This is a genomic window from Qipengyuania benthica (assembly GCF_030717865.1).
Lineage (GTDB): Bacteria > Pseudomonadota > Alphaproteobacteria > Sphingomonadales > Sphingomonadaceae > Qipengyuania > Qipengyuania benthica.
Map to the genome: position 1 here is coordinate 111521 of NZ_JAVAIL010000006.1, position 17368 is coordinate 128888.

18 protein-coding genes are annotated in these 17368 nt (G+C 63.7%); 3 read left to right on the plus strand and 15 right to left on the minus strand.

Features of this window, described 5'->3' with window-relative positions; genetic code table 11:
- Window positions 1–42: 42 nt before the first annotated feature.
- The 8 genes from Q9K01_RS14585 to Q9K01_RS14620 form a co-directional block, all read right to left on the minus strand.
- Window positions 43–1812, minus strand: a complete 1770-nt coding sequence (locus tag Q9K01_RS14585; RefSeq protein ID WP_305930848.1) for a relaxase/mobilization nuclease domain-containing protein — start codon at window positions 1810–1812, stop codon at window positions 43–45.
- 213 nt (window positions 1813–2025) lie between these two features.
- Window positions 2026–2688 carry a lytic transglycosylase domain-containing protein gene (locus Q9K01_RS14590; RefSeq protein ID WP_305930849.1) on the minus strand — a complete coding sequence of 221 codons (663 nt, stop codon included), beginning with the start codon at window positions 2686–2688 and terminating at the stop codon, window positions 2026–2028.
- A 22-nt stretch (window positions 2689–2710) separates the two neighbouring features.
- Window positions 2711–3043 carry a DUF736 domain-containing protein gene (locus tag Q9K01_RS14595; RefSeq protein ID WP_305930850.1) on the minus strand — a complete coding sequence of 111 codons (333 nt, stop codon included), beginning with the start codon at window positions 3041–3043 and terminating at the stop codon, window positions 2711–2713.
- Entirely contained in the window at window positions 3040–3621 is a 582-nt protein-coding gene (locus tag Q9K01_RS14600) for a S26 family signal peptidase (protein WP_305930851.1), read from the minus strand. The genes Q9K01_RS14595 and Q9K01_RS14600 overlap by 4 nt, the downstream gene beginning before the upstream one ends.
- On the minus strand, window positions 3618–4145 hold the full coding sequence (locus Q9K01_RS14605) for a DUF2840 domain-containing protein (protein ID WP_305930852.1): 528 nt from the start codon (window positions 4143–4145) through the stop codon (window positions 3618–3620). Before Q9K01_RS14605 ends, Q9K01_RS14600 begins: the two co-directional genes overlap by 4 nt.
- Window positions 4146–4300: 155 nt before the next feature.
- Window positions 4301–5182 (minus strand): replication initiator protein A, encoded by an 882-nt coding sequence (locus Q9K01_RS14610; RefSeq protein ID WP_305930853.1) that lies wholly within the window; start codon window positions 5180–5182, stop codon window positions 4301–4303.
- A 6-nt stretch (window positions 5183–5188) separates the two neighbouring features.
- Window positions 5189–5461 carry a helix-turn-helix transcriptional regulator gene (locus tag Q9K01_RS14615; RefSeq protein ID WP_305930854.1) on the minus strand — a complete coding sequence of 91 codons (273 nt, stop codon included), beginning with the start codon at window positions 5459–5461 and terminating at the stop codon, window positions 5189–5191.
- A 520-nt stretch (window positions 5462–5981) separates the two neighbouring features.
- Window positions 5982–6203, minus strand: a complete 222-nt coding sequence (locus Q9K01_RS14620; RefSeq protein WP_305930855.1) for a hypothetical protein — start codon at window positions 6201–6203, stop codon at window positions 5982–5984.
- Window positions 6204–6549: 346 nt separating this feature from the next.
- On the opposite strand from Q9K01_RS14620, the gene Q9K01_RS14625 reads away from it, so the two are divergent.
- A complete protein-coding gene (locus tag Q9K01_RS14625; RefSeq protein ID WP_305930856.1) occupies window positions 6550–6816 on the plus strand; it encodes a DUF6437 family protein in 267 nt (88 codons plus the stop codon).
- Window positions 6817–6883: 67 nt separating this feature from the next.
- On the opposite strand, the gene Q9K01_RS14630 is transcribed toward Q9K01_RS14625, so the two are convergent.
- From Q9K01_RS14630 to Q9K01_RS14650, 5 genes are all read right to left on the minus strand, one after another.
- On the minus strand, window positions 6884–7282 hold the full coding sequence (locus Q9K01_RS14630; protein WP_305930857.1) for a single-stranded DNA-binding protein: 399 nt from the start codon (window positions 7280–7282) through the stop codon (window positions 6884–6886).
- Between the two features lie 272 nt (window positions 7283–7554).
- Window positions 7555–7824, minus strand: a complete 270-nt coding sequence (locus Q9K01_RS14635; RefSeq protein WP_305930858.1) for a hypothetical protein — start codon at window positions 7822–7824, stop codon at window positions 7555–7557.
- 70 nt (window positions 7825–7894) lie between these two features.
- Window positions 7895–8830, minus strand: a complete 936-nt coding sequence (locus Q9K01_RS14640; RefSeq protein WP_305930859.1) for a DUF2493 domain-containing protein — start codon at window positions 8828–8830, stop codon at window positions 7895–7897.
- A gap of 224 nt (window positions 8831–9054) precedes the next feature.
- On the minus strand, window positions 9055–9495 hold the full coding sequence (locus Q9K01_RS14645; protein ID WP_305930860.1) for a hypothetical protein: 441 nt from the start codon (window positions 9493–9495) through the stop codon (window positions 9055–9057).
- 14 nt (window positions 9496–9509) lie between these two features.
- Window positions 9510–10439, minus strand: a complete 930-nt coding sequence (locus Q9K01_RS14650) for an ArdC family protein (RefSeq protein ID WP_305930861.1) — start codon at window positions 10437–10439, stop codon at window positions 9510–9512.
- Window positions 10440–10809: 370 nt separating this feature from the next.
- Here Q9K01_RS14650 and chrA point away from each other — a divergent pair, with 370 nt between their 5' ends.
- Both chrA and Q9K01_RS14660 read left to right on the plus strand, forming a co-directional pair.
- Window positions 10810–12204: a chromate efflux transporter gene (gene chrA / locus Q9K01_RS14655; protein WP_041685277.1), complete on the plus strand. Its 1395-nt coding sequence runs from the start codon at window positions 10810–10812 to the stop codon at window positions 12202–12204.
- 23 nt (window positions 12205–12227) lie between these two features.
- A complete protein-coding gene (locus tag Q9K01_RS14660; RefSeq protein ID WP_305930862.1) occupies window positions 12228–13145 on the plus strand; it encodes a DUF1259 domain-containing protein in 918 nt (305 codons plus the stop codon).
- Between the two features lie 297 nt (window positions 13146–13442).
- Here the strand turns inward: Q9K01_RS14660 and Q9K01_RS14665 are convergent, their stop codons facing one another.
- Window positions 13443–15416: a ParB/RepB/Spo0J family partition protein gene (locus Q9K01_RS14665; RefSeq protein ID WP_305930871.1), complete on the minus strand. Its 1974-nt coding sequence runs from the start codon at window positions 15414–15416 to the stop codon at window positions 13443–13445.
- 104 nt (window positions 15417–15520) lie between these two features.
- A partial coding sequence (locus Q9K01_RS14670) for a strawberry notch C-terminal domain-containing protein (RefSeq protein ID WP_305930863.1) occupies window positions 15521–17368 on the minus strand: 1848 nt, incomplete at its 5' end.

Sequence of the window (17368 nt, forward strand, 5' to 3'; positions counted from 1 at the left end):
ATGTGACGCGTTTGTCAAGATTTGGTTCATTGGGACCTATCCTCAAAGGGCCGGGCCGCGCGAGCGGGCGAAACTCCAGTCGACGCCGCCGCGTTGGTTGATCCGGCCGCTCACTTCCTGATTCAGATGACGTTCGAGATCCTGCCGCCAGGGGACAAGCTGGAACCCCCTGCCGTTGTCGATCATGGCGAAACGGCCCGAAGCGAGGGACACGCGCTCGCGGAAGATGCCGGCCACATGATCACCGGCATCGGTCGGCTGCGCGACTCCGCCATGGCGTGTGGCCAGGGCCTCCCCTATTTCCGCGAGTTCGCGTTCGCGCAGGGTATCAAGGAGACCTCGCGCAAAGACGATGCGCTGCCCCTGTCGCTTGGCAAGGCCCCCATCGATCAGAACCTCCGCCCGCCGGTCAAGGGCATCGCGAACCTCCGACCCGAACCCGCCTGCCAGCGGATGCGGCTGAGGCGAAACGAGCTGGCGGTCGAGCCATGTCGCGCCGCGCGCCTCGATCTGGCTCGCGATCGAGAGGTCCGACCGCGTCAGCAGGCTGGCCTGCTGACGTCCCTTGCGATCGGTCCATGTGCCTGTCTCGACGATCGCGCCGGGTGCGGCATCGCCGGTCCGCTCGATGTCGGGAAAGCGCAGATGATGCGCGCGGCCGTCGATCCCGTCTACGATGACATAAGCCTCGCCGGTGAGCTCGTCGTGCAGTCCGCGTTCGACCAGCCTTCCTGTCAAGCGCTCGCCGCCGGATCGCGCATGCACAGAGAAGCGTCCATCATCGCCGCCATTCTCCTGCCCGGCCATCGCCCGGTGCATGGTTCTGATGATGTCTCCGCGATCGCCGAGCTCGCGAAGCGTCGGCTCCAGGTCTCGCGCCAGCGTCCAGCTGGCGACTCCGACTTTTTCGGCCAGCCCCATGCGTTCGAGCACCTGCGCACGGCCCAACAGGAATGTGCGATCCTTGCGCCTGCCCGATGCGTCCTCGGGCCGGAGATCGACGACACCGTGCGCGTCCCGTTCTTTGTGGAGGCGGCGGTCGAGACCGGTCCAGCGCTCGGCGTCGACCTCGCGGCGAAGCGCTTGTCTGATATCGCGCTCGCTGCGCGGACCCAGCTCGATAGTCGCGCGCTCTTCGGCGCGGGCGCGCAGCCCTTCGCTGATGTAGCCACGATCGATGACGAGGTCCCGCCCATCGTCGGCTATCCCGCGGACCAGGACATGGATGTGAGGGTTGTCGGTGTTCCAGTGATCCACCGCCACCCAGTCGAGACGCGTATCGAGGTCGCTGGCCATGTCCTCCATCAGCTCGCGGGCGAAAGTGCGCAGATCGGCCAGATCGTTCGCGTCCTCCGGCGAGACGATAAAGCGGAAGTGGTGCCGGTCGTCCTCGCAGCGCTGCGCGAATACGTCGCCATCGGCGCGTTCGGACCGCGCATCGAACATCTGTCCTGACGATCCATCGCGGGTGACTCCGTCGCGTTCGAGATAGGCGACATGGCGGGCGAGCCGCGCCGAACGAAATCGGGTACCCCGGTGCCGCACGACCCGCGCCTTGATGACGACGCGCCTGCGAAACGCGTCGCGGCGGGACCGGAGCGCGGCGCGCCCGCCGCGTCCGAGATGCCCGGTGCCCCGGCCGGCTCTGCCGCGTCCAAGCGGCGTAAAGCCTGCCCTGCGCGAGACCTGGAGCACGCGCCCGACAAGCGAGTTGGCCTTGCGCCAGGACCCCGCTCCGCTGTCGCGCGAACGGCCCGGCCTGATATCGAAGTCATCGCCATGCACGGGCAGCGCATCCAGGCGACGGCGCATTTGCCGCTGAATTCACAAGGAAATTCTGTTGGAGCGACGGCAGGGCCAAGGGAACGACGGCGCTGAATGTCCAAGAAAACCAACCACCTGCAGCCCGCCCGACGGCGCTGCTTTTATCTCGCCATCCCCCCTTTCCCTTTCTGATGGTTCCGCCTGTCCTTCGCCACGCTTCGCCAGTCGACGAAGTCGTGCGCTGCGATGCGCAAGCCGGCATCATCGGTCGCTGGCCGTTGAGACAGGCGCGAACAGGTCGTGCGTCGGCTCGGCCGGACGGGCGAACGGGTTTGCGGGCAAGTCGGTTTCGCCCTGCTCGAGCGGTAAAGGCGCCGCGCCCGCAAGGGCTACCCGGAGCGGCAACACCGCGTCCACTGGGGGCTTCGCATCTGCCAGGAAAATGCGGTCGGCTTGCAGGAGCGGAGCAATTCTCGCGACATAATCGCGCGTTTCGCGCGGGAGCGGACGGCCTGCGGAGAGCCACTGCTCGTACCGACCGGGACCTGCATTGTAGGCGGCGAGGAAGCCCTCGCGACCGTAGCGATCGAACATCTCGCGCAGGTAGGATGTACCAGCCAGAGTGTTGTCGCGCGGATCGAACGGGTCGCTGCCGAGCGCGAACCGGGCGCGCTGGCGCGCCCAGGTTCCGGGCATCAGCTGCATCAGACCCATCGCTCCGGCGGGCGAGACGGCGCGCGTGCGCCCGGCGCTTTCGACCCGAATGACCGCATAGATCCAGTGCTCGGGAAGGCCGAAGCGCTGCGCGGCCTCGCGCACATGCATCGAGATGTCCATGCGTTGCGCGCCCCGGTCGTTGGTATCCGCCTGTGCGGATGCCAGTGTCGGGCAGATTAGTGCGAGCACCGCGAACGCGGCTAGCATGCGCCGTGAACCGCGCACCGGCTCAGTCCTTCGCCTTGCGGCGCGCGGGCCGCGACCACATCAGGACATGCGAACTGGAATCGGACCGGAAGAGATTGGCACGCAGCGGCTGGACCAGGGCCGGATCATCGATCACGACCGCGACAAAGGGTCCGGCCTTGTCGCCCACATGTTTCCAGCCGGCCCCGACCTCGCAGGCGGCATCGCCTTCGCCGGCCATGATCCGGTAATCCGGCGCGTTGTCAGTATCGCCGGGCTCGGTCGCCACGATGGTCAGCGCGCTGTCGATCGTGAGCGTCCGCAAGCGCCCCTCGAAGCCATCCGGGGTCGCGACAAAGGTGCCGATGCAGTTCATTGAATATCTCCTTCAGTTACGGTGGGGTGGGAATTTCGTGGGAGCCTGGCGAACCAGACGTGGTCGCCGTCAGCGGCCTCGTCGGTCCAGACCGGGCGCGCCCGGCCGATGACGTGATCACGCGGCACCGGACCGAAATAGCGTCCGTCGAAGCTGTGCGGCGCGCGCAGGTTCATCACGAATATCTCTTGCGCGGCGATGGTCCGGCATCCGTGCCAGACAGGCAGGACGCGCCCCATCCGGTCGCGTGAGCGCGCCGATCCAGCCCGACTTCCATTGATCGTGATCGCAAAGCCGTCGCGGCATACGGTGTCGCCGGGCAGCGCCGCGACCTCCTTGATGAGCGGCACGCCCGCAGGAAGATAGCCGCGCTCGGCGAGGTAATCGCGCAGCCCGGGTGGAGGATTGAGTGCGACCCGCTCGCCGATCTGCAGGCCGGCTGCCTCGCCGATGTAATAGAGCCCGGTCGGGACGCTCGCCGTCACATTCCACACAAGCACGCGCGAGAGGGGCAAGACCGCGCTCAGCAAAGCCGCTGCGGCGGCCGTGCCAGCAAAAAGGATCGTGCCGCGCCTCACGGCCAGAGCTTTCGGCGCCGGAGCCAGGCCCGATGTCGTCTTGGCACATAGGCGCGCGGCGGCAGGCCCGCTGCGAGGCGATTGTGGACATGGCGCCAGTAATCGGGCGCGGCTTCGCACGGGTCGGTGGCAGCCGCTTCGACCGCATCGATCAGCGCCAGGACGCGACGAACGCGTGCCCAGCCGCGCACCGAGAGCAGCAGTTCTCCGCCCGGATCGATCTGCGGCACGGTCGTATAGGCCTCGGTTCGACCGACGGCGCGCACGATGTCGAGTGTCGAACGCACGGTTCCGTAATCGTTCGCCGCCCAGCGGACGAGGGCGAAGATCTGGCCCGGCGCATAGCTTTCGATGCGGGTGCGGCGATCGACGATGGACTCGGCGACCGGTTTGCCGAAGCGCAGCCAATCCTCGCGAATGCCCTCGCGCCATACGAGCGTGACATGGGTCAGCGGCAGGTCGCCAAGGCAGGTGCTCGCTCCGGCCGCCGTCGGTGCCGAACCGCCGCCCGTGCACAGGCGCATCGACGTTAGCAGGAATCCATAGGATTCCTTGTTAGGATAGTTAAGGGGCGCGCAAGCCCAGCAATTCCGCCGATTCGCGCACGATTTCGGTTCCCGATAGTCCGAACTTCCGGTTCCCGATAGTCCGAACGGCGCGGTTCCTGATAGTCCGAACATCACCCGCACCTTTCCACAGGGGCCATGCCGATCCGGCGCCTGGCGGCTTCGAAGGGATCGACCGGTAATGGAGTGAAGTTCAGGCGTTCGCGGCCGAGCTCATGGCCGAGCGCCAGCCGATAGCCCGGTAGCGGTTGCCGCCGGACGATCTCGCGGATGTCGAAGGCGAACCGCTTCAGCGGCGAGAGCGCGCCCGATTTGAGATGCAGATGGGCGATATCGAAGCTCCACCCGCCCTTCTGCCTGCCGCCGTGCTTGCGCACGATACGGTAGAGCCAGCGTTCGAGCCCGCCGGTAAGCTGGAAATAGGCGGGATCGATCGTCAGCACGAGCGCCCGGTCGACCACCCCTTCATAGAACCAGTCGGGCACGATCATCTCGATACCGAAGGTGCGGCCGTTCCCGTCCAGGCATTCGCGCCATTCATTGATCCAGGAGAAGCGATGGTGCCGGCGCGCACCGCGCTGACGGATCGAGGTGGCGATGCTCGTCGATTGGAGCCGGTCGAGCGCTGCTCTCAGCCGTTCATAACCGGCCTTGCCGGTTCCGCGCCCGGTGAATGCGAGTATCTCGTGCGGGCTCGCGGCAATGAGCCGCGAGGTCGGCTTGCCTGTATCGCGCGCCTCGACGATCTGGCTGGCCACCCAGATCAGCACGTCGGCGTCCCAGATGGTCGCCATGCCATGCTCGGCCGTCGCCTCGACCAGTATCGAGATCTCACCCATTCGAAAGTCGATCGGCTTGATCCGCTTCGACTTGGCGAGGCTGAAGAAGGGCCAGGCCATCAGGTCCTGCACATCGCGCGCGGCGATGTCGCTCCCGGACCCGACGAAAAGGTCGAGCTGCTCGGCGGCGCGGGCGAATGTCCGGCAGGCACGCATCGGGCCTCAGCGCCGGACCGGGCCGGTATAGCCGTCGATCCGCTTGGCGGGATGGACGATGCCTCGGCCGGGATCGCTGGTCGAACGACGCAGGCCCTGCTCGGCCCATGCATCGAGATCCTCGCGCCGATAGACGATGCGCCCGCCCAGCTTGTGATAGACTGGACCAGTGCCATAGCACCTGTGCTTCTCGAGCGTGCGCGGCGATAGCCCCAGATGTACCGCGGCATCGGGTGTGCGCAGAAACCGAGGACGGACGGGGTCGGGAACGGTTGACATGATTACACTCCGCTAGGCTTGGGCGGCCGCGGCAAGCTGCCGCCGGTTGCAGAGGGGGATGGCGCATGCGGGGGTCGGGGGAGGAGCGACAGAATCGCGGGTTCGTATTTGTCGCCCCCCGCGCGCGGCACTTCGGACACATCCGATCGCCGGCAGAGAAGGATTGCCGCCGCGGGCTCAACAAGGACTGGACCTGTGAACGAGGCGTCGGCCAAGGTCCGCGTGCGAAGCAAGGGGGCGGGGCCTGTCGCTCCCGCGCCTTCGCGCCGGTCCGACCCGGCGGCGGTTCACAAGTGCGTGCGGGGCCCAAGAACAGAGCACGCCGCACCCTCAGGAGCGCATCGCCAGATGCGCGGGACAGAGTGCGTCCAAAGTCCCGCTCCATTTATCGGGCGCCGCCGCATTGCGGTGGGCGACCGTCAGAGCAACCGACCGAACCGGGTTTTGGGGTTGGTTGGCCTACCCGGCGAGCATGAAAAAAGGGCAGGAACCGTTCTCGGTTCCCGCCCTGTCGGTAGTCTCAGAACTCGTCGAGCATGCCCCCGTGGACCGTGTGAACCACCCGCGCCGCGAGATGCTCTGGCAATATGTTGTAGTCACCCTCGTCGAGGGCAAAGTACCCGAGCTCGTCATCCTCGATAACGTGCTGATCGAAGAAGCTGTGCAACGCTCTCTTCTCGGCTGTTTCCAGAGCCTCGAAATAGCTCCGTGACGGAAGGGCGCAATGCATTGAATAAGCCATGATAATCCTCCTGGTTTCTGTCGTGAGACGACAGGAGGTGCGCGCGATGGTCTTGTGCATCCCGGGTCAGGGATCGCCCGGCTGGGCGACCGCGATAGCGGCGGTGGGGGTAACGATTTTGTTCGCTGCCGGATGCAATCCGGTGGCGGGCAAAATGGTGGGGCCCCGCCGTCCTTGAGGCGGGAGGCGCAAGGCCATCATGCTAGGAGAACCGTGAGCAAGAACCCACCACCTCCGCCCCAATATCGAACGCCTGCTGGGTACGAATTGCCTTTCCTACACCCCGATAACGCGGGCATTGAAACAACCGGGGAGCAGACCCGAGGGGGACAAAAGGACAAGTAACATGCCCCGAAACCGGAGCGCGATTGCAGCCCTGCAAAAGCTCGAAGCAGACCGCGAGGCGCTCGACGCCAAACAACGCGAACTTGAAGTGCAGGCGGCCAGAGAACTCGGCGAAATCATCCTGGGAAGCGGCCTCGAAAGCTTCTCGAAGAGGGGTCTGAGGAAGGTTGCCGAAGAACTCGGGAAACTCGGCGAGGATGCCGCGATCGAGAAACTGACCGTGCGCGGTGCAGCCCGTGCCTCGAATGTAGCTCCGGGAACCCAGTAACCACAGAAGAAGAGGCCCTGCCACTTGCGGCAGAGCCTCTTCGGAAGGGGGACGATCGGGATCGCTGTCAGTCGATCTCGGGAGCGTCGGTGTTGTCGTTGTCGTCGCTCAAACCACTGCCGCGGGAGAGGAAGTCGACCTTGTCGGCGAGGATCTCGGTGCCGTAGCGGGTGACCCCGTCCTTGTCCTCCCACTGGGTGTAGTGGATGCGGCCCTGGACGCTGACCAGCTGGCCCTTGGAGCAGTACTGGCCGACGGTCTTCGCGAGGCCGTTGAAGCAGGTCACCCGGTGGAACTCGCTTTCCTTGGCGGTGTAGCCGTTCTCGTCCTTGTAGGTCTTGCCGTCCTTGTCGCGTGCGGGGCGATCGGTGACGACGGTGATCCCGGTGACATTGGTGCCACCCTTGGTCTCGCGGGTGTCCGGATCGCGTGCGATGCGGCCGGTGAGGATTGCGATATTGGTCATGATAGTATTCCTTCAGTTCTCCAAACCGGAGACCATCTCCGGCTTGCGAACATCCAGAAGAAGCAGGGCATGGGAGGACTGCACCGCAGGCCTGAAGGGCCGAAGGGGGAACCTGTTCATGACGGGTGGTGCGGGCAGGCGCGCGGAGCGCGACAACACGGCCGGATAGGAACGGGTTGCTGTCCTCAGCTGACCTGGTTCAGGACTGTTCGCGAAGAAAGCCGGATGGGTATCGGGTGCGGGTCTGAAGGTGCCGAGACCTTGCGCCGCAATCAGCCTGCCCCATCGCCCTCCGATGCCGCCAGGAGATCCACGAAGTTGCGGGCCGCTTCCCGATCTTCCTCGTTCTCGAACGCCACGTCGAGATCGGGGGCGGACCCGAACATGTGCAGGAACGACCACAGTGCAAAGCGCTTGCCCCGGTCCTCCTCAAGGCCGAGATCGACCCGGCAATGCTCAATGCCGGCTGCAAAGGTGTCGGGACCAACCCCGGAGAGGTCGGTGGTGGCAAAGTAGCGCTGCAGCAGATCGTCAAGTTGCATGACCGGTCCATAGTCGGGTCGGCGCCGAATGCACATCCAGGCAATTTAGATGCAGATGATGAAGGGCCCCTCAGGAGCCGGGAGAGGTCCCCAACGGGCCACGACGATCGACCACCGTGATCCGGCGCGTCTTGGCATCGATCACAAGGCGTTCGGTCACGCCATTGCCCGGAAAGGCGACGAGATAACGCGGATTGAGCGAGAGCATCTGCTCGTTGCGCTTGAACCCGGCGCGGGCACCAAGCCGACGATCGAGCGAATAGGTCAGCTGCTGGACTTCGCGGCGTTCAGCCCAACTTGCGGCGAGGCGGTCGGCACCCTTGCCGTCGCCGCCATGGACCAGAAAGAGATCGGGAACCACATCGCGCACCTTGTCCAGCGTCGCCCAGATATTGTCGGCATATCGCTTCGCATCCTCGGCGCTCTCGAAGCTCTGGCGACCACCGGCGAAGAGGACCGGAGTTCCTTCCGGGATCAGGGCGTGACGCCGGTTCTCAGCGCGTGCGCGGAGGAAGTCGCGGGCATCAATCACAGCCGAAGTAAGGTTTCGCGAATGGGCCGTGCGTGAGCCGGAGACGGGCTTCCACGAGGATCCGGTCTCGTCGCGGTAAAGTGCTGCCGCAGCCTCGCGCATCTGCTCGAAGGCAAGCATGCTGGCTTCAGCCGCCTGCGCGCGTTCGACCTGCTCTTCCAGATTGCTCGAATGTACTTCGGAACCGTCGGCGGATGCGAGCAGGACCCGAATCTCGTCGCTGGCCCGGTCAAGCTGAGCCGACTTGCGGCTGGCAGCGCGGTGAAAGAGATTGACCACGCCCCAGGCAATATCCTCGGCATCGGCCTCCAAAGCAGTGTCAGAGAACATCGCGAAGAGATCGGACCAGATTGCGCCAAGCGTCTGCTCGATCGCGTCCTCGCAGGGAAAGTCGGTCTCGTTGAAGGGGGCTGGCCGGATGCTGAAGCCTAAGAGGTCGAGGCCGCTCAACTGGTCGATGAAGCTGTCGTACATGGGGTGTCTCCTGATCTGATCGCGGGGACAAGGAGAGGAGGCACCATTGCCTCGGTCCTGTCCGCCGGAGCCCGATCAGGGCCGGGACAAGGGGCGCGACGCACCGCGTAGCGGGAAACCTGCGGCCCTCGGCTGGCGCGGGCAACACGGGCCGACGGGCCGCAGGTTGCGGCGCGCCCCGACCGGCCCAAGGGCCTCTCCCGGCGGACAGGGATGAGGCAGGATCAGGGCTCGGTGTCGCAAGCAGATCGGGAGCGCTCGAAGATCGCTTCGCCATTCGAGAACCGCCCGACCATGCGCAGCTCGCCAAACAGGTCGACGAACCTTCCCGACACCTGGGCGAGCCAATGCCGTGCCCTTGCCGTTCGTGGGGTATAGAAATCGGCCTCCCAATACTGGGGATCGTCGCGCTCGACGAGCCAGATCGCGGCAAGCCCGCAATAGGTCGATATGCCGCAATCGGCGAAGGCGTTGCGCAGGAGGATACGATCCTCGCGGCCGCGCCATCCATCGAAACGCTCGAAGGAGGGAAAGACCGCCTTCGCGGCATCGATGATTTCGTCGACGAGGCACTCGTAGACCCAGTCGACATCGTCGTCTTCGCCGTCTTCAAGCAGGCGAAAGGCCACCACTGAGCCGGTCGGATAACTGACGGAACGTCCCATCGTCAGTCTCCCGCTCAGGCCGCTTCAGCGAGATCGATGTCGGCCTCGCTTTTGCTGGACTGGTGACCACCCAGTTCGAGCAGCAGGCTGGCTGCTTCTTCGGCCTTGGCCGCAGCGGTCAGGATCGCGCGCTCGTCCGACTTGAGGATCTCGAGCCAGGACGCGATGTAGCTGGCGTGATGGTCGAGGTGGGTAACTGGGAGACCCAGTTCGGCTCCAAGGATGGCCGAGGACAGCTCAGCAATCAGTTCCTCGGCAGCATAGGCGTCGCTGCCGAAACGGTTCTTGAGATCGCGATCGAGCCGCGAGGAATGCCCCGTCCAGTGCGACAGCTCGTGCGCGAGTGTCGCGTAATAGTGGTCATAGGCTTCGAAGAGTTCAGCAGGCGGCATGGTGACCCGGTCGCGCAGCGGCTCGTAATAGGCCTGGGCACCATGATGGCGCAGGTCTGCGCCGATCTCGGCGAAGAAGGCATCAAGCCGGTCTTCGCGCCCTTCGGGCTCAAGCGTGGCAACCAGTGGCTTGGGATGGTAGAACTCCGAGAGGCCATCGCACTGGTCGGCATTGAAGACAGCATAGGCCTTGAGCACGCGCCGGTTCTCGGTGTCGGCTTCGCCTTCGGCGGTCTCAATCTCCTTCGTGTAGCTCTTGTAGAAGATCGCGATGGTCGATTTCTCGCCCTTGCGGACCTGTCCACCAAGCTTCTGGCACTGGCGGTAGGTCATCCAGTATGGCGAGGTGTAGCCACAGCCATCGGCCACCATCCACAGCCAGAAGGTATTCATTCCGCGATAGGGCGTTCCGCAAGAACGCAAAGGACGGGAGACTGGCACGCCGCGCCACGGCTTGACCCACGGCTTTGTGCCCTGTTCGAGCTTTTCGATAATGGCGGCGGTGATGCGCGCGGCAGGCGAAGTCGATGCAGTGCGGCGGGACTTTTTCATGGGAGTTCTCCTGATCGCCGGAACGGACATGCCCCGGTTCAGGAAGAGCAAAGCTCCCTCCCCTCTTGTTAATTATTGCCGCTATGCGCCCCCATATTGGACATTTGATCGGTCTCGTCGCGATCCTGAAACCTGCCACTGGACTAGGTAGTAGCTGAGGGCGGCTTCGTGCCCTCAATTCGGAAATCGGAGATACAAATGCCGATCTCGAAAGCCGACATTCTCCAAGTGCAAGGCAGACTGTTCGCGTAAGGCTTTTGACAACACCAGATCAATGATCTAGCAGTTTGACTTCGGGCACTTATTCCGGCGCCCGGTAAGGCAATGCGCCCAAGTCCGGCTCGATGAGCTGTGTGCGAAGGACGCGTTGATGAATTCTCCCGCTAATTCAGGTTCCGTAGAACAAACTCCGATCCCGTTTTCCGATGGGGTGCGTGTCTGGGCGCGCATAGCCGCGTTGAGCTTTGGTGGGCCAGCCGGCCAGATCGCGGTGATGCACCGCATTCTAGTCGATGAAAAGCGCTGGATCGGCGAGAACCGGTTCCTGCATGCGCTCAATTACTGCATGCTCCTGCCCGGACCGGAAGCCATGCAGCTTGCCACCTATATTGGCTGGTTGCTCCACGGCGTTCGCGGTGGCCTCGTCGCAGGATGCCTGTTCGTCCTTCCCGGCTTCCTCAGCATTATGGCGCTTAGCGTGCTCTATGCCAGTTTTCAGGAGGCCAGCTTCGTCCAGGCGATTTTCTTCGGCATTAAGGCGGCGGTGCTCGCCATAGTCATCGAGGCCCTGCTGCGCATCGGGAAAAGGGCATTGAAAACTTGGCCCATGTATCTGATTGCCGCCGCAGCCTTCGTGGCGATATTCGCATTCGATGCACCTTTCCCGCTGATTATCGCGGCCGCCGCGCTGGTCGGTTTTCTTGGAGGGCATTTCGATCCTGCACGCTTTCTGGTCATTCGCGCCCGTGAAACGACCGAGGACGGGGAGAGCGAGCCGGAAGCCGTGCTTCATACAGGCGGTATGGCGAAAGCGCAGCCTACATGGCGCGGAGCAGTCCGCACGGCCTTGATCTGGGGCAGCATCTGGGCAGCTCCCATAATTGCGCTGATCCTTCTTGTTGGCCCAAATCACGTGTTCACGGAACTGGCGGTTTTCTTCTCCAAGCTCGCGGTCGTGACATTCGGGGGCGCGTATGCCGTGCTGGCCTATATGGCGCAGGAAGCCGTGCAGACGCATGGCTGGCTTGCCCCCGGTGAAATGCTCGATGGGTTGGGCATGGCGGAGACCACGCCGGGTCCACTGATCCAGGTCGTCCAATTCGTGGGGTTCATGGGGGGATATCGCGAAGCAGACATGTTAGGCCCGGTGGCTTCGGGCATCGCGGCTTCGGTCATCGTCACGTGGGTCACGTTCGTGCCTTGCTTCCTATGGATTTTCCTTGGTGCGCCATTTATCGAAAAACTGCGCGGCGTGAAGCTTCTGACAGCGGCGCTTTCGGCGGTGACGGCAGCAGTCGTCGGTGTGATCCTAAACCTTGCCATCTGGTTTGCACTGCACGTTGCCTTCGCACGGCTTGACGAGGTTCGAGGTTACGGCGCACGCCTGCTCGTGCCGGACTTCGCCACGATCGACGTCGCCTCCGTCGTCATTGCCGCTGCGGCCCTGATCGCCATGCTGCGCTTCAAGATCGGGATGTTGCTCGTTCTCTTCGTGAGCGCACTCATTGGGTCGCTGTATTACCTCGCAATGATGGCTGGCACCTGAAATCACATCCAAGGAGAACTAAGATGAAGCAATTACGCAGAACATTGTTCGTCGGCGGCTTGGCTCTATCGCTATCAGCGATGTCGGCGGCTCTTCACGCGCAGGATAATCTCGGCAATCTCGAGGCACTGATTTTCGAGGCATCGCACTCGGAGGTCACCATGACCGACGATGGGGTCGCACGCATCGGTTGGACGCGCGCCGACGTGCCGGTGATGGTCGACGGCATGCGCCTCGATCCCCCGGCAGGTCTCGGCTCATGGGCTGCCTTCAAACCCGTCGATGGCGGAGTGATGGTCATGGGCGACACGGTCGTATTCGAGGATGAGATAACAGCCGCGATGGACGCTGCCCTCGCCAACGGGTTGACCGTCACCGCGCTGCACAATCACTTCATATTCGACGATCCGCCGGTCTATTTTATGCATATCGGCGGGCATGGGGAAACCGCTAAGATGGCAGCGGGTGTAAAAGCCGTCTGGGATGCCATCAAGGAAGTGCGCGCCGCCTCGCCGACGCCGCAGCGCAGTTTCGGTGGCATGACGCCGGATGCAAACGGCACGATCGAAGCCCTGGCGCTGAGCGAAATCTTGGGCACCGAGCCAAGCATCGCCGATGGTGTCGTGAAATACACCTTCGCTCGCCAAGGCCACATGCACGGCGTTGAGATCGGTGGTTCGATGGGGCTTACGACCTGGGCGGCGTTCTCGGGCACCAACGACCTTGCCGCCGTGGATGGTGACTTCATCATGACCGAGGACGAAGTCCAGCCCGTGCTCCGCGCACTGCGCGAGCGGGATATCCATATCGTAGCATTGCATAACCACATGATCGGCGGTGAACCGATGTTTTACTTCCTCCACTACTGGGGAGTGGGTCCAGCAAAAGAGCTTGCAGCGGCGATTGCTGCTGCCCGTAACGCACAGGCCGAAACCGGATAGGCGCAACCATTCCGATAAAAATCAGTAAGGCAGCGATCGCTTGCACCTCATTGCGACAGGCATTGTCTTCGAAATGGCAGGGAACGTGAGTTATGTCGCTAGCTGGTGGGCTTGTCTTTGAATGCGATGTGGATGGGACACGGCGCCGCGATTTGAATCGCGACCGGATTGTCCGTTTTCTTAGGAAAGCTCCCGAAACCAGACTGTCTCGAAGCGGCCCAAATTTGACATGCGAAAGGCGGCCCGTCCCATTTGGGACGGACCGCCCGCCGAGTGACCTAGACCTGTCAGGAGGGGTCAGGCAGCCTGCTCGGCAATTTCGTAAGTCGCGTCGTCGCTGACCGGTACGTGGACTTCGGCATCCACGTGCGCGACCTCCTCAGCATCGGTGAACCGCATGATCCGTGGAACCCAGGCCTGCGCCCGTCCCTTGACCTCGGCCTCGCCGATGAAGTTGCCGGAGAAGATGCGCTCGGCTGCGCTCGCCAGTTCAGCCTTCTTCGAAGCAGCGTATCGACTGACCAGCTCCGGACCACCTGCAGCATCGAGCGCTTCGAGGGTGCGGGCCTTGGCCACGCGGTCGAAGTAGTTGGCCGCAGTGGGACGCCACCACTGCGCGGTTTCGATTTCGAGCAGCGATCCGAGTGCCTCGTGCATCGGCACCGAGCGTTCTCCTCCGCAGGCCAGGCTGGCAACCAGCGTCCGCGAGACGACATGACCGAGCCAGGCCGAGCGCGCTTCGTCGGAAAGGGTCCGGAATCTCGCGAACCGCTCGACATCGTTTGTCCCAGCACGCCAGCTTTCATCGAGCGACCCGGCAAACTCGGCCAGAGCAGCGCTCGCCGGTGCATCCTTGGCCTCGAACCCAGTGACCGGGCCGGACGCGGCCGAGCCGACAAGCGTCGACGCCTTCTTGGCACGCCAGTCGTGTCCATCGGCATCGGCCAGCGTAAAGACCATGAAGTCGAGGGCGAGCGCCGGATCGTTGGCGAGATGGATTGCCAGTATGTCGCGCCGCTGCATCGCGAGCTCGTCGAGCAGGCGCTGCGACAACGAGCTGCCCTTGGGCTTTGCCGCTCCACTTTCCTCGATTGCTTCGACCACACCTTCGTCAGTGATGACCTCGGTCTCGGTGTAGTACTGCGGAACCAATGTCGGCTCGCCATTGCGCGAGAGGACAAGGAAGGCACCAGCCTCGGATTTCAGCTCGTCGGCAAGCACAGGGGGACGATCATTGAGCTCGCGCATGGCCCGGTCGATGACGACCAGTTCGCGTTCGGCTTTGGCGATCTCCTCTTCGTCGCTGTCCTCGTCTTCGAGCACGGCGGCGACGCGGTCGTAGTCGGCCTCAAGTTCTCCGAGTTCCCGTACTTCCTTTTCGGTCATCGGCGCAGGTTCGCAAGGCAAGCGGCTCATACCTTCGACAAGGTCATGGCTGACATAATTGCCAAGCGTCGGACGCACCCAGGCAAGGCCAAATTCGAGCGCGGCCTTTCCTGCGGCTTCTTCCATGGCTTTGTGCGCGAGATCCTCGAGCAGCGCGACATCGATCCAGCTTTCACTGGCATCATCATCGAAAAGTTCGCGCTCGATCCGGCCACCCGCTGCGATGTAGGCATCGCGTCCGACGAGCACAGCTCGCGGATCGGAACCGCGCACCGTGGCATCAAGCACCATGCGGCGGATCGTGTCGGGCGTGATCTGGTACCAGGCGTCCTGCAGCTCGGCATAGACATGCGCCTGGCGCTCGACGTCGGAGATCGCGCCGTAGGCCTTGGCCATGTCGAGCGTGATCGTGCCTTCGGCGAGCGCTTCGAAGACGCAGGGTGCCAGACTTGCCAAACGCAGGCGCCCTTCGACGAACCGGACGGTGAGGCCGAAGCGGCGCGCCACGTCTTCGGTGGTAGCTCCTGCTTCGATGATGGAGGCGAAGGCCTGTGCCTCGTCGGCCGGGTTCATTGCGAGTCGCTGGAAGTTCTCGGCAAGGCTGGCTTCGCGCACTTCGCTTTCCTCGCCTTCGATGACGAGGCAGGTGACTTCGTGCGTGTCAGGCAAGGTGCCCTCTTCGGCCAGCGCCTGCAGCGCGGCGAGCCGGCGACCGCCAGCCTCGACCTCGAACTTGCCGCGCTTTCCTTTGCGCACGACGAGGTTCTGCAGCAGGCCGCGCGCGGCAATGTCTGCCCGCAGCTGGAGGTCGGCCAGCACGTCGCTCGACTTGCGAACGTTACGCGGGCTCGGGACGAGCTTCTTCAAGGGAATCGACTGGATCATGGGTGTTCTCCTGATGGAATGAAGGCGCCAGTGAGGATCACGAGGCCCACAAGCCCAAAGGGCTCCCTCCACTCTCTTTGTGTGATTGGGGTCTGCCCGAGGGATCAGGCGACAAGCGCGGGGAGCACCGACGAGGCTTTCGACACCGGCACGAACAGCCGCGTGCGGTAGCGGATGATCTCGGTGTAACAGCCCTTCGCCTTGTACCAATCGAGCCGATCGGGCGAGAACCCGGTCAGTTCAAGGCGCTGTTCGCCGCCGACCAGCGAGCGCTTCACGGTGAGTGGATCATGGCTTGCGAGACCCAGCGGTTTTCCGCTGGCGATGACGAGCTCGCCGATCTGCTCAGCCGATGGACCGGCAACTCCGGAGAGGCCAAAGGTATCGGCGATTGCGGCGAGATCGATATCGAGCACTTCGCGACCGATGATCGACTGGCCGTCCTCGGCAACGAGCCGGGTGACGCGGACATGATCGCCGGGCAGGCGCTTCCAGACAGGAAGCAGCAGTCCGGTGGCGAGATGGACGCGCTCGGTCACCGGTGACTTGGCCGCTTCCTCTTCCTCGGCCAGCCAGGCGCTGGTGAACGCTGTGACGCCAATTTCCTCCCAGTGGCTCTCACCAAGTGCTTCAAGCGTCCAGTTCGCGGAATTGAGCGGACGCAGAAGGCGTCGGCGTTCGACCACGGCCCCGTCGTCGGCGATGAGGCGCCGGGCCGGAACCGACAGCGCGACCTTGCCCGAGCGCGCATTGCGCAAGGGGATCGCGTGCGCGCTGACGATCTCGTGCATCCGCACCAGGCGTTGCAAGCGCAGAGGCCGAAGGTGCCTGGCTACTTCGAGCGAGACGAGGCGGGTCTCGGCACCGGTCACGGGGTCTGTACGAAGGAGCTCATCGGCGAGGACCGTGAAGTGATCGACCCTAACAGTTTCCAGTCCCTGGTCGAGCGTTCCGGCTTCACGCGCAGCTTCGATCCGCGTTTCGACGAGGCCAAGATATTCCTCGAATATGGCGTTCTGGAGCGTGATCGGCAGCGCGAGGATGCGGTTGAGCCAGCGCTGGATCGTGGGGAGATTATCGATCAGCCCGCCATCGGGGCTTTCAAGCCGGAGGCCGGTGCGCTCGACGAAGTTGCCGAAGCTCGTGGCCTCCAGCTTGCCGTCATAGAGCAGCTGAAACCAGCGGCTGAGCGCGTCGCGCGCGTAATCGCTTTCGAGATTGTCTGCCGGGTCGAACAGGTTCTGTCCGCCGGTCTGGCGCTGGCCGCGCGTGAGCGCGCCCAATGCATCGAGCCTCCTCGCAATGGTCGAGATGAACCGGCGCTCGCCCTTCACGTCGGTGGTTACCGGGCGGAACAGTGGGGCGGAGGCCTGGTTGGTGCGGTTGGTGCGACCGAGCCCCTGGATCGCATTGTCGGCGCGCCAGCCCGGCTCGAGCAGGAAATGGACCCGGCGCTGCTGGTTCCTGGCGCCCAGGTCGGCATGATAGGAACGCCCCGTGCCGCCCGCATCCGAGAAGACCAGGATGCGCTTGGTTCCTTCCATGAAGCTTTGCGCTTCGGCGACATTGGCGCTGGGGCTGCGACGTTCGAGGCGTTGTTGACCATCGCGCCCCAAGACCAGCCTTCGGGTCCGACCCGTGACCTCGGCCACGGCCTCGGTTCCGAAGTGCTCGATGATGGCGTCGAGCGCGGTAGCGATGGGCGGCAGCGCGCAGAGCTGTTCGATCAGCGCATCACGCGCGGCAATGGCGCGGGGACAGAAAACGGGATTGCCCTCGGCGTCGCTCATGGGCTCGGATCGAAGATTGCCATCCTCGTCTGAAAAGACCTGCATCAGGCGCACCGGGAAGCTCTTGGCAAGGTAGTCGATGACGTATTCTTTGCAGTCGCAGTTTATGTCGAGCGTCGCAGTCGGAGGCGCGGGATTGCGTCGGTTCGTCATGATTTTACT